This window comes from Stenotrophomonas sp. FSL W7-1447 (assembly GCF_037966425.1).
Lineage (GTDB): Bacteria > Pseudomonadota > Gammaproteobacteria > Xanthomonadales > Xanthomonadaceae > Stenotrophomonas > Stenotrophomonas pavanii.
The window spans coordinates 51,513-63,349 of the sequence record NZ_CP150199.1; the positions used below are offsets into that span (position 1 = coordinate 51,513).

The following is an 11,837-nucleotide window of genomic DNA, read 5'->3' on the forward strand; positions in this document are numbered from 1 at the left end:
GCGGCCGGCACTACCGGAGAACCGCCATGCGCACCCTGTTGCTGCTGTTGCTGCTGTCTTGCACCACCGCACAGGCGGCGCCGGTGCGGGTATTCATCGCCGGTGACTCCACTGCGGCCGCATACGGCCCCGAGCGCGCGCCCCAGGCCGGCTGGGGACAGGCACTGCAGAGCTACCTCGACCCGGCACGCTTCGAGGTGCACAACCATGCCAAGGGCGGTCGCAGCACGCGCAGTTTCATCGACGAAGGGCGCCTGGATGCCATCGCCGCCGAGCTGCGCGGTGGCGATGTGCTGCTGATGCAGTTCGGCCACAACGATGCGAAGTTTGAGGATTCCACGCGCTACACCGATCCGGACCGGGACTACCCCCGCCTGCTGATGCGCTACGTACAGGTGGCTCGCGGGAAAGGCGCCACGCCGGTGCTGGTCACGCCGGTGGCGCGGCTGCTGTACGACTTCGGTTCACTGCTGGACACGCATGGCCGCTACACGCAATCGATGAAGGCCCTGGCCGCGCGCGAGCGGATTGCCCTGATTGATCTGAACGACCGCAGCACGCGCTGGATCCGCGCGCTGGGTGAGCAGGGCGCGCGACCGTACTTCCTGTTCGTGCCCGAACAGAACAAGGCCGACGGCACCCATTTCAGCGTGGCCGGCGCCCATGCGGTGGCCTGCCTGGTACTGCGCGAAGCAGTGCCGCTGCTGCCCGCGCTGCAGCCGGCGCTGGTGCGGGACATCGACTGCGACGTGATGGGTGCAGGGCAGGGCGCCGGTGCGACGGGAGATTCGCAGGTCGTGCACGAAGGCACGATTGCGCGCATGCAGCCCGGCCCGCACGGCGGCGGCGGGCCCACCACCGCGTATCCATTCTTTGCCGGCGCGGCGGACCTGCCCTTCGTGCTGCGCAAGCGCGTGCTACACAAGGGCGCGGGTATCGGCCTGCATCCGCAGCACAAGGATGAGATCTATTACATCGTCAGTGGGCAGGGCAGCTACGTGCTGGACGGCAGGCAGTACGACGTGCACGCCGGGCACGCGCTGCTGACCCGCAAGGGCAGCCGCCATGCGCTGCAGCAGGTGGGTGAGGAGGACCTGGTGGTGCTGCTGGCGTACCCGCGCTGAGCCTGTAGAGCCGAGCCCATGCTCGGCTGTCCTGCCTCCGGTTGATCGCAGCCGAGCATGGGCTCGGCTCCACGCGGGCTGCTACAGCCGCTCGGCGCCGAAGTGCTTCAGCCCGAACCGCGCAAGGTCTTCCGGGCGCTCGAAATAGGCGTCCTCGAACGCTTCCAGCGCCTGCTGTTCGTCTTCGCTCATCGCGTCGTACAGGTCGGTCATTTCCTTGATCGCCGGGTCGTGCTCCAGCCGGTCCAGCAGCCCGCGCATGCCGGCCAGGAGCGCGTGCGTCTGCACTGCGCCCATCGCCTGCAGCGCGCGCAGCGCCAGCTGGCAGGTCGGGTCGCCCCAGTTGCACAGGAACTGCATGAAGCCGCCGTTGTTGATGTCCGCTTCCATACGCCACAGCGCCACCAGTTGCTGGTCCTCGTCGGACAGCGCCTCCAGCGTCCATCCGGCGTCCTTCAGCCGTGCCATCGCCGCATCGTAGCGGTCTTCCCAGACCTGGTTGAGGATATCGACCACGCCCGCCTCGCGCGCCGGCAGCAGGGCCGGCCAGTTCACACCCAGGCCATCGGCGGTGGCGACCCACTGCGCGCGTTGCCCTGCATCGGCTTCAAACAACGCAGGTACCCAGCGCAGCGGCTGGCGGGTGCGCCGGCCATCGGCCAGGGTCAGCAGGATGACGTCGTCGTCGAAGGCGACGTTGGTCACGCGCAGGGCGGCAAACACATCGGTCATGCCGCGCAGGATACCCGCGCGCCGGCCCGCCTCACACGTCGCCGCCGTCGGCCCAGCCTTCACCCGAGCCCTTCTGGAACACGCGGTCGTCGTCCTGCACATCACCGGCAGGCAGGTGCGCCTGGTCGGCCAGTGCTGCGTAGATCGGAGTGAAGTCCGGTGAGGTCGCCTGCATCAGCTGTTCAAAGCTGTCGATGACGAAGTAGGTCTTCTGGAACGTGTCGATGCGGTACTTCGTGCGCATGATCCGCTGCAGGTCGAAGCCGATGCGATTGGGCGCGTCCGATTCCAGCGAGTACAGCGACTCTCCCTTCGACGACACGATACCCGCACCGTAGATGCGCAGGCCGTCCGGCGTATCGATCAGGCCGAATTCCACCGTGTACCAGTACAGGCGGGTGAGATTCTGCAACGCGTCCGGCCCGATCGCGTGGGCCTTGACGCCACCGCGGCCGTAGGCCTCCATGTAGTCGGCAAACACCGGGTTCATCAGCAGCGGCACGTGGCCGAACAGGTCGTGGAACAGGTCCGGTTCGGCGATGTAGTCGATCTGGTCCGGGCGGCGGATCCACCAGGTCACCGGGAAACGTCGGTTGGCCAGGTGGTCGAAGAAATCCAGTTCCGGCAGCAGGCCTTCGACGCCGACCAGCGTCCACCCGGTCGCCGCGCCGAGCACTTCGTTGAGCTGGTCGAAGCGCGGAATCATGTGCGCACTCATCCCCATCTCGTCCTGCGCATCCAGGAACTCCTGGCAGGCGCGGCCGACCAGCAGCTCGCGCTGGCGCTGGTACAGCGTGCTCCAGGTGGCGTGGTCGTCGGCAGTGTAGGTGTCCCACGGTTGCTCGACGAGCGCGGTGGTGTACACCGGCACGTAGCCCTTGTCGGTCTGCTGGTGTTCGACGCGGCGGGGCTGGGCGAGGTCCATGGGGCGCTCCTTGAAGGGATTCCCACGATGCTAGGGCAGGGCGCGCGCAACAGGGTTGCAAAAGTTGCGCCGATTGCCGTTGTTGGCGCAATATCCTTGCGTACTCACCATGTTGCGGGGCAACAATGGCCGGAGAAGTCCAGTTCGATCGCACGGATATACGCCTGCTGGCTGAAATCCAGCGGGACGGGCGCGCTACCAACGCCGAACTGGCGGCGCGGGTGAATCTCTCGCCCTCGGCCTGCCTGCGCCGCCTGCAGCGGCTCGAAAGCGAGGGCGTGATCGTCGGCTATGGTGCGCGCCTGGAGCCACGGCAACTGCGACTGGGCCTGCAGGCCTTCGTGCGCGTGCAGCTGGAAAAGCACGACCAGGCCGCCATCGGCCACTTCGTGGACAGCGTGCAGGGCTGGGATGAGGTGGTGGCCTGCCATGCGTTGACCGGCGACATGGACTACCTGCTGCACGTCTATGTGCGCGACCTGGAGCACTTCTCGCACTTCCTGCTGGACCGGCTGCTCAACGCCGGTGGCGTGGCCGATGCCAATTCCAGCTTCGTGCTGCGCACGGTGAAGGGCTTCCAGGCGTTGCCGTTGTCGCAGCTGGAGTCCTGAGCGGCCACCGGGCATGCCCGGTGGCCACGCATCAAGGGATCAGCACTTGTCCTTGCGGCCCATCAGCCTGCCCAGGCGCGAGGCTTCCTCGCACTTCGGTGCAGCCACCGGGGCCGGTGCCGCTGCGGCGGCGCGTGCGCGCTGCAGCTGCTGGATCTTCGCGCGGATCTGCGGCATGGCCGCCATCGCGGCCTTTTCGCCTTCCAGGATCGCGGTGCCGCGCTGGCTGAAATCGGCCGCGCCGATGTCCAGCACCTTCGGGCGGATGACGATGTCGGCGCGCGCCAGTTCCTGCTCGCCCAGGCGCTGGCCCATGATCGAGATGGACTGGTTGACGATGCCCAGCATGTCCGTCGGCGCCTTGCCGCTGGCCTTGCTGGAAATATCCACGGCGATCACGAAGTCGGCGCCGAGCTGGCGCGCGGCGTCCACCGGCACCGGGCTGACCACGCCGCCGTCGATGTAGTTGCGGCCGCCGATCTTCACCGGTTCGAACACGCCGGGGATGCTGCTCGATGCGCGCACGGCCTGGCCGACATTGCCGCGCACGAAGATGGCGCGCTCGCCGGTTTCCAGCTGGGTGGCGACGGCGGCGAATGGCTTTTTCAGGCGCTCGGCGGGACGGTTGGCAACCTGCTCGTTGACGTAGTCCTGCAGCTTCTGGCCCTGCACCAGGCCACCGGAGAACAGGCGCACGTCGCGGATGCTGGCTTCATCCAGCGCCACGGCCTTGCTCTGCATCTGGAAGGCGTCCATGCCGCTGGCATACAGGGCGCCGACCACGCTGCCGGCGCTGGTGCCGGCGACCACGGCCGGCTCGAAGCCGTTGGCCTCCAGCATCTTGATCACGCCGATATGGGCGAAGCCCTTGGCCGCGCCGCCGCCGAGGGCGATGCCGATCTTCACCGGCTTGGCCTGCGGGACCACGGTCGGTGCCGGCGGCGGGGTGGGGCGGACCGGCTCGCCACCGCAGCCGGCCAGCAGGCCGATCAGGGCGACGGACAGCAGCATGCGGGGGTGGAACAGGCTCATCGGCCGTGCGCGCGCGGCGCCGGGTTCAGGAAAGGGCGCCAGCATACCGAAGCCGTGGCAGGGCGGGCAGGGTGGGAAATATCGCCCATTCATAAAGGTAGTGCCGCCGCCGCTGGTACAACCATAGGGAAACTGGCTACGCTACGGTCCATGGGGTTGTTACCAGCGGCTTCGGCACTACCGGGATGCGCGCCAGGGTGCATGGGGCTGCCGGCCAGAGGCCGGCACGACCGGAGCCGCTCAGAACCGGTTGTCGCCGTCCAGCATCCGGCCCAGGCCACCCAGCACCGAGCCTTCGCCGCGGTTCTGGCCGCCGCCCTGCGGCGCGGCCATCCACATGCGGCCGGCCAGGCGCGAGAACGGCAGCGACTGCAGCCAGACCTTGCCAGGGCCGGTCAGCGTGGCCAGAAACACGCCTTCGCCGCCGAACAGCATGCTCTTGATGCCGGTCACCCGGCGCACGTCCATGTCCACGGTCGGGTGGTAGGCCACCACGCAGCCGGTATCCACGTCCAGGCGCTCGCCGGCGGCCAGCTCGCGCTCGATCACGCAGCCGCCGGCGTGGATGAAGACCCAGCCGTCGCCTTCCAGCTTCTGCATGATGAAGCCCTCACCGCCGAACAGGCCGGTCATGATCCTGCGCTGGAACTGCACGCCGATCTGCACACCGCGCGCGCCGGCCAGGAAGCTGTCCTTCTGGCAGATCAGGCGGCCGCCATGCTGGTCCAGTTTCATCGCCAGCACGGTGCCGGGGTAGGGCGCGGCGAAGGCGACCTTGCCCTTGCCGTGGCCGCTCTGGGTGTAGACGGTGGCGAACAGGCTCTCGCCGGTCAGCACGCGCTTGCCGGCGGCCATCACCTTGCCCATGAAGCCACCGCCCGGACCCCCGCTGGCGGCGCCGAACACGGTGTCCATCTGCACGCTCGCGTCCTTGAACATCAAGGCGCCGGCCTCGGCAATGGCGCTCTCGCCGGGGTCAAGCTCGATTTCCACGAACTGCATCTCATGGCCGACGATGCGGAATTCGATGTCGTCGGCGCGGCCGCTGGCGTCGGCGGGGACCGGCGGCGGGGTGCTGGGCATGCCAGGGGCCGTTGACTGCAGTTCGGGCACCTCGGCAATCGACGTCCACCCGCCCATGCCCTGGCACCAGGCCAGCGCGCGCGGATTGGCCAGCGCAAAGCGGCGCGCGGCCTCGTCATCAAGCGGGCCGATGCGTTCGGCCTGGGCAGAGGCGTGGAAGTACCACTGGGTCATTGCGGCGGCTCCGCGGCGCTGGAAAACCCCGAGTCTAGCGAGCGCGCCCGGGGCCGGGCGACAGGGCCATGAACGGCCGGCATTTGCGGGGCAGGTGCTGTATTGCAACAATTATCTGGTAGCGCCGTTTTACCACCCCTCCAAACACAGCCTACCGCCATGTCCCCGACCCGCACTTCCCGTGGCCGATTTCCGGTCGCGCGTCCCCTCGTTGCCGCTCTTTCCGCCCTGCTGCCGCTGGTAGCAGCCGCCCAGGAAACCCCCGCTGCCAAGGATCCGGTTGCCCTCGACGCCCTGCAGGTGACCGCCCAGCGCCGCGTCGAGAACGCCAAGGACGTACCGGTCGCGTTGAGCGCGATCCAGGGCGAGAAGCTGGACGTGCTCGGCTCGGCCGGCGATGACATCCGCTTCCTGGCCGCACGCGTGCCCAGCCTCAACATCGAGTCGTCCTACGGCCGGGCCTTCCCGCGCTTCTACATCCGCGGCCTGGGCAACACCGACTTCGACCTCAATGCGTCGCAGCCGGTGTCGCTGGTGTATGACGATGTGGTGCAGGAAAGCCCGTTGCTGAAGGGCTTCCCGCTGTTCGACCTGGCCAACGTGGAAGTGCTGCGTGGCCCGCAGGGCACGCTGTTCGGCCGCAATACCCCGGCCGGTGTGGTCAAGTTCGACTCGGCGCGCCCGTCGCAGGATGCCGATGGTTACCTCCGCGTCGGCTATGGCAGCTACAACAGCTGGAACGTGCAGGGCGCCTACGGCGGCCCGCTGACCGACCGCTGGTCGGCGCGCGTCTCGGCCATCTACCAGCGCCGCGACGACTGGGTCGACAACACCCGCGTCGGTGCACCCAACAGCGGCTTCGAGGGCTATGACGAAGCGGCCGGCCGCGTGCAGTTCCTGTACGAAGGCGATGACTTCGAAGCGCTGTTCAACCTGCACAAGCGCAAGCTCAACGGCACCGCCCGCCTGTTCCGCGCCAACATCATCCAGAAGGGGGGCAATGCGCTGGTCGAGAACTTCGACCGCGACAAGGTGGCCAACGACGGCGTCAACTTCTCCGACCTGGAGACCTGGGGCGGCAGCGCGCGCCTGCAGTGGAACCTCGGCTCGGTAACCCTGCACTCGATCACCGGCTATGAAACCGCCGAATCGCTCAACCGTGGCGACATCGACGGTGGCTACGGCGCGTCCTTCCTGGGTGCCGGCAACTACGGCCCCGGCCTGATTCCGTTCTCGTCGGAGTCGGCCGACGGTCTGCCGCACCACCGGCAGTGGACGCAGGAAGTCCGCGTCGAGTCCGACGAGTGGGGCCGCTTCGACTGGCAGGCCGGCGTCTTCTACTTCGATGAAGACGTGACCATCAACAACTTCAACTACGACTCGCTGACCCCGGGCAATCCGCAGACCGGCCACGTGGTGCAGAACCAGCGCAACAAGGCGTGGGCGGTGTTCGCCTCGGGTGACTTCGATGTCACCGACCGCTTCAAGCTGCGCGCCGGCGTGCGCTACACCCAGGACAAGAAGGACTTCAGCGCCAGCGTGCTGCAGGCCGTTCCGTTCGGCACCCCGGTCAGTGGCCCGTACCTGGCCAACACCGACGTCAACGACGTCAGCTGGGATTTCAGTGGCGTCTACAAGCTGACCGACGACATCAACGCCTATGCCCGCGTGGCCAAGGGCTTCCGCGCGCCGTCGATCCAGGGCCGCCTGGCCTTCGCGCCGGGCCTGTCGCAGGCCGATTCGGAGAAGGTGATCTCGTACGAGGCCGGCATCAAGGCCGACCTGTTCGAGCGCCGCGCGCGCCTGGGCCTGAGCGTGTTCCGCTACAACGTCGATGGCCAGCAGCTGATCGCGGTGGGCGGCGCCAACAACACCGCCACCCTGCTCAACGCCGACAAGACCGTCGGCCAGGGCGTCGAGCTGGACCTGGAGGCCTACCTGGCCGACAACGTCCTGCTGACCTTCGGCAGCAGCTACAACGACACCGAGATCAAGGACAAGAACCTGGCGGTGGCGATCTGTGGCGGTGGCTGCACCATCACTGACCCGACCACGGTGATCAACGGCCAGACCTACGCGCTGGTCAACGGCAACCCGCTGCCGCAGGCGCCGAAGTGGATCCACAACGCTACCCTGCGCGTGGGCTTCCCGCTCAGCGATGGCAGTGAGCTGTACGCCTACACCGATTGGGCGTACCGCAGTGCGGTCAACTTCTTCATCTACGAGTCGCCGGAATTCCGCGGCCGCAGTTCGCTGGAAGGCGGCCTGCGCCTGGGCTACAACTGGGATTACGGCCAGTACGACGTGGCCGTATTCGGCCGCAACCTGACCAACCAGACCCGCGTGGTCGGCGCGATCGACTTCAACAACCTGACCGGCTTCCTCAATGAGCCGCGGACCTGGGGCGTGGAGTTCACCGCGAAGTTCTGATGCGGTGGCTGCGGTAGTGCAATGAAGAAGGGCCGGCGCAATGCCGGCCCTTCCTTTTGATGCGCGACCATGTCGCAAATGGACACACCCGCACTGCGGGCAGCGGTCAAGAAGTGTGAGCGGCGGCAAGAATATGTCTCAGTTGCCGTGAACCCGAGCCCGTGTCGATGCGCTCGGATGGAACAGGCGTACAACCGTAGCTACCGGAATCTTCCGGGCAACCGGGGTACTGCAATGAAGAACAGAATGTCGCGGATGACCGTAGGCTTGGCCATGCTCGTGCTGTCGATACAGGCATCTGCGGGGGTGAACGCTGCTGAAGCAGCAACAACGACGCTTCCGGACGACCAGCACCTGCACCTGGAGAAGCGGACCGCGTCGATCACCGATCAGCGATCATTCGACGCGTATGCAAAGGCATTCGGGGACACCGATACGTTTCCCCTTTACAAAATGACGCCTGCAGCGCGCGCGCGGTTCACCGCATCGCTACGGTTCAGTGCGCTCGGACTGACCACCTTCGATTACTCCGATCTGGCACGGGAACTGGGAGCGGCCGATCTCCATCGCGTACTCAAACCGTTTGGGTTCCAGCACCTGGTGGCGGTCATTCCCGATGTCAGGGTCAATTCGGAAGAAGACCAACGGGTTCTGCAGATACAGAACACTGCGCGCAGCCTGCGTTGTAGCGTGGGAGAACATTGCAACGAGGCAGACTATCCTGGCTACAAGTGCATCTCGCACGCGACATGCGAGGAATCAACGGCACACATATGCACGTCCAACTGCTGATCGCGGCCCTGCGGCGCCCACGGGTCATGATGCGTGGGTTGCTCCCGGTCGCCACCACGCTGGCGATGATCCTGTCCTCTCCCTGTGCCGCCGGGGTATCTCTGGAGGAGGGCTATGCCACCGTGCAGGGAACGTGGGAAAGTCTCTCAGGGCCGGACCATGACTGGCGTGAGCGCGGAGCCCAGGTTGATCGTGCGTTTGACACGGGTGTTTTGCCTCATACCGCTACGCTGTCCCGCCTGAGCACACCCGACCTGCGGGTACTGTTGCGGGCGACCCACGCGGCCGCCGTGGCAGGCAAGCAGCCGCACTACTCGGCCATTGCACTGAGCGTGGGGGTCGAGCTCCGCAAGCGTGGTGAACTGCAGCCTGCTGACGCACGCGCCGGAGCGACCATTGCCGTTCTGAGCCGTGATGCCGCTGCGTTGGCCCCGGTATCGCCGTGGCGGGCCGCTTTCAATGGCCGCCCCGTGCCCCGGTGGCCGCGCGTCACCAAGCCGTTCGAGTACTGGACGCCCAGTGCGGATGGCGCGAGCTTTCGCGCGGCGCACGCCGACATGGCGTCGTTGAAGATCATTGTCATCGCGCATCCAGCCTGCGGCTTCACGCGTGCGGTGGCAGAAGCGGCGCGCGCCGACCCCGACGTGTTGCGGATACTTTCAGGAAGCCGCGCGCTGTGGCTGTCCCCGCAGGACGGGACGCTTGATCTGCGCATCTTCACCGACTGGGCCGAACGCCATCCCGATCTGCCGATCCAGGTCGTGGCCCGCCAGACGGACTTTGCAGACTTCGGCTACTGGGGAACACCCACCTTCTACATCCTGCGCGACGGCAGGGTCGCCGCGCGGGTGGTGGGTTGGCCGCGCGGCGGCAACAAAGCAGCCCTGCAGAAGGCGTTCGCCGACGCAGGGATCGCCGCAGAGCCCTGACCCTGGCACCGACCGTTACAGCGCGCTCTGCGGGCGGATCTTCAGCACCGCGTTCTCGGTGGTGCAGTCGCGGCTGGAGTGCAGACCGGCCTTGCGTGCCGCTTCGATCTCCCTGCGTGCGGCCAGCAGGTCCTTGTTGAACGCGGCGTTGTCGTGCAGGCGGGCCACGGCGGCGGCACCCATGAAGCGGCCTTCGAGGATGTCGCTCTGCCAGTGCACGTTGCAGACCAGGCGGCTCTCGCCGTAGTTGCGGCCACGGGCCTGGATGGCGTCGGCGCGGTCCGGCGCGATCTCTGACAGGATCAGGGCCCAGGCCCAGCCGATCGAGGTGTGGCCGGAGGGGTAGGAACCGTTCTTGCGCAGGCCGTCCTCGTCCTTCGGCGAGCAGGTCGGCTCACCGTTGACCATGAACGGGCGCGGGCGCTGGTAGTGGTTCTTGGCCGCCTTGGTCGCCGCACTGGCGTCGATCCGGCTGCGCTCCAGCAGGCGGTACAGCGCCGGGGTCTTCACCGCATCGACGTCGATGTCGGCGGCGCAGGAGAAGTGGTTGGCGCCCTCGGGGAAACCGAGTTCCGCATCGACGCCGGCCTGGGCGAAGCGCGGGCTGCCACGCAGCGCGCGGGCTTCACGGCTGACCTGCTCGTCCAGGGCGAGGGCGGCCGAACCGGCGACCGGCGGTGCCGGCACCAGGTCGAGGCTGGCCGGAACCGCGCTCTTGTCCAGATAGCCGACGGCCTTGGTGGTGATGTTGGCTTCGACGGCGGTCGGCTTGGTGGCGGTGGCGGCACAACCGGCCAGGGCCGCAGCCACGGCAAGGCCGAGCAGCGGGCGGGCAGGGTGGGAAATCAGCGACATGGACAGGCTCTGGGCAGGAAACACCGCGCCATGATCGCAGCCCCCGCACGACACCGCAGTGACCGTCGGTCATACGGCCAGACCCGGCATGGTCACTGCCATGGAATAAAAACCGTCATCGTTCGGCGTCATTCTCCCGATTCCGGGCGCAGCGCACGGACTTTCACGCGCCTGCAGCGCGAGCATCGACACAACGGTGGTCGAGATGCCGTCCAGTTCCAGTCGGGTCGGGGGGATCCGCTGACAGAGGGAGAGAAGCGATGCGCAGCACCGCAACAGGAAGTACCGTCCTGGCCCTGCTCCTCGGGCTGGCAACCGCCCCGGCGCAGGCCGCCGACGTGGTCGGCGTGGCCTTCGTGCATGGCACCGGCGCGCAGACCAATGCCACCCAGGACTACTGGCAGCCGGCGATCATCGACACCGTGCGCCAGGGCCTGCCCAACAGCAGCAACTACGTCGTCATCAACTGTGACTTCACCCAGTACATGTGGAAACCGGAAGCGGCCGGTTGCCTGGCCAACCAGCTGACCGGCTTCATCGACAGCCGTGGCATCACCCAGCTGGTGGTGATCACCCACTCCAACGGCGGCAACGTGGTGCGCTGGATCCTGTCCAACCCGACCTACGACAGCCGCTATCCGAAGATCATCCGTACGCTGCGCAAGGTCACCGCGCTGGCGCCGTCCTCGGCCGGCACGCCATTGGCCGATGCGGTGCTCAACGGCAATACCTTCGAAACCTCGCTGGGCTGGCTGCTCGGCTACAAGAACGACGCGGTGCGCCAGCAGCAGGTGGCGAGCATGGCCACCTACAACGCGCAGAACCTGTATGGCACGGCCGGTCGCCCGGCGCTGCCCAAGCCGTTCCGTGTGGTGGTCGGCAGTGACGTGGAATCGGCGGTATGGGACAGCAACAGCTACTGCGGTGGCTATGCCGCCAATGTCGGCCTGGAGTTCACCCAGAACTGGCTGTCGTCCTGCTCCGATGGCTTCCTGGAGTGCAGCAGCCAGAAAGCTGCCGGCACCACCTGGTTCACCGACAAGGCGCGCACCCAGGGCGCAGAACCGCTCAGCCACAACCAGAGCCGGCGCGAGTGCTTCGGCCTCGGCACCCTGCTGCGCAACGACCTGACCCAGTGAGGGAGATGACC

11 protein-coding genes are annotated in these 11,837 nt (G+C 67.1%); 6 read left to right on the forward strand and 5 right to left on the reverse strand.

Annotation, left to right across the window (positions count from 1 at the left end; genetic code table 11):
• Nucleotides 1–26: 26 nt before the first annotated feature.
• Nucleotides 27–1,124 (forward strand): GDSL-type esterase/lipase family protein, encoded by a 1,098-nt coding sequence (locus NSQ78_RS00225; RefSeq protein WP_339207551.1) that lies wholly within the window; start codon nucleotides 27–29, stop codon nucleotides 1,122–1,124.
• An 81-nt stretch (nucleotides 1,125–1,205) separates the two neighbouring features.
• Here NSQ78_RS00225 and NSQ78_RS00230 read toward each other — a convergent pair whose 3' ends face one another.
• Together NSQ78_RS00230 and phhA are read right to left on the reverse strand one after the other, a co-directional pair.
• Nucleotides 1,206–1,856: a DUF4375 domain-containing protein gene (locus NSQ78_RS00230; RefSeq protein ID WP_080473079.1), complete on the reverse strand. Its 651-nt coding sequence runs from the start codon at nucleotides 1,854–1,856 to the stop codon at nucleotides 1,206–1,208.
• Nucleotides 1,857–1,887: 31 nt separating this feature from the next.
• Complete coding sequence (gene phhA / locus NSQ78_RS00235) at nucleotides 1,888–2,781, reverse strand: phenylalanine 4-monooxygenase (RefSeq protein ID WP_053461764.1); 894 nt, start codon at nucleotides 2,779–2,781, stop codon at nucleotides 1,888–1,890.
• 125 nt (nucleotides 2,782–2,906) lie between these two features.
• Between phhA and NSQ78_RS00240 the strand changes: the two genes are divergently transcribed.
• Nucleotides 2,907–3,392 (forward strand): Lrp/AsnC family transcriptional regulator, encoded by a 486-nt coding sequence (locus NSQ78_RS00240; RefSeq protein WP_049468471.1) that lies wholly within the window; start codon nucleotides 2,907–2,909, stop codon nucleotides 3,390–3,392.
• Between the two features lie 39 nt (nucleotides 3,393–3,431).
• On the opposite strand, the gene NSQ78_RS00245 is transcribed toward NSQ78_RS00240, so the two are convergent.
• Together NSQ78_RS00245 and NSQ78_RS00250 are read right to left on the reverse strand one after the other, a co-directional pair.
• Nucleotides 3,432–4,424, reverse strand: a complete 993-nt coding sequence (locus NSQ78_RS00245) for a patatin-like phospholipase family protein (RefSeq protein ID WP_064239579.1) — start codon at nucleotides 4,422–4,424, stop codon at nucleotides 3,432–3,434.
• Between the two features lie 240 nt (nucleotides 4,425–4,664).
• Complete coding sequence (locus NSQ78_RS00250; RefSeq protein WP_049468473.1) at nucleotides 4,665–5,681, reverse strand: TIGR00266 family protein; 1,017 nt, start codon at nucleotides 5,679–5,681, stop codon at nucleotides 4,665–4,667.
• Between the two features lie 159 nt (nucleotides 5,682–5,840).
• Between NSQ78_RS00250 and NSQ78_RS00255 the strand changes: the two genes are divergently transcribed.
• From NSQ78_RS00255 to NSQ78_RS00265, 3 genes are all read left to right on the forward strand, one after another.
• A complete protein-coding gene (locus tag NSQ78_RS00255; protein WP_064237359.1) occupies nucleotides 5,841–8,111 on the forward strand; it encodes a TonB-dependent receptor in 2,271 nt (756 codons plus the stop codon).
• Between the two features lie 246 nt (nucleotides 8,112–8,357).
• On the forward strand, nucleotides 8,358–8,903 hold the full coding sequence (locus tag NSQ78_RS00260) for a hypothetical protein (RefSeq protein WP_064237360.1): 546 nt from the start codon (nucleotides 8,358–8,360) through the stop codon (nucleotides 8,901–8,903).
• Nucleotides 8,885–9,832, forward strand: a complete 948-nt coding sequence (locus NSQ78_RS00265) for a hypothetical protein (RefSeq protein ID WP_154803395.1) — start codon at nucleotides 8,885–8,887, stop codon at nucleotides 9,830–9,832. The genes NSQ78_RS00260 and NSQ78_RS00265 overlap by 19 nt, the downstream gene beginning before the upstream one ends.
• 15 nt (nucleotides 9,833–9,847) lie before the next feature.
• Here the strand turns inward: NSQ78_RS00265 and NSQ78_RS00270 are convergent, their stop codons facing one another.
• Nucleotides 9,848–10,687, reverse strand: coding sequence for a phosphatase PAP2 family protein (locus NSQ78_RS00270; protein ID WP_064237362.1), 840 nt, complete (start codon nucleotides 10,685–10,687; stop codon nucleotides 9,848–9,850).
• A 260-nt stretch (nucleotides 10,688–10,947) separates the two neighbouring features.
• Between NSQ78_RS00270 and NSQ78_RS00275 the strand changes: the two genes are divergently transcribed.
• Nucleotides 10,948–11,826, forward strand: coding sequence for a hypothetical protein (locus tag NSQ78_RS00275; RefSeq protein ID WP_064237363.1), 879 nt, complete (start codon nucleotides 10,948–10,950; stop codon nucleotides 11,824–11,826).
• The last annotated feature ends 11 nt before the right edge of the window (nucleotides 11,827–11,837 follow it).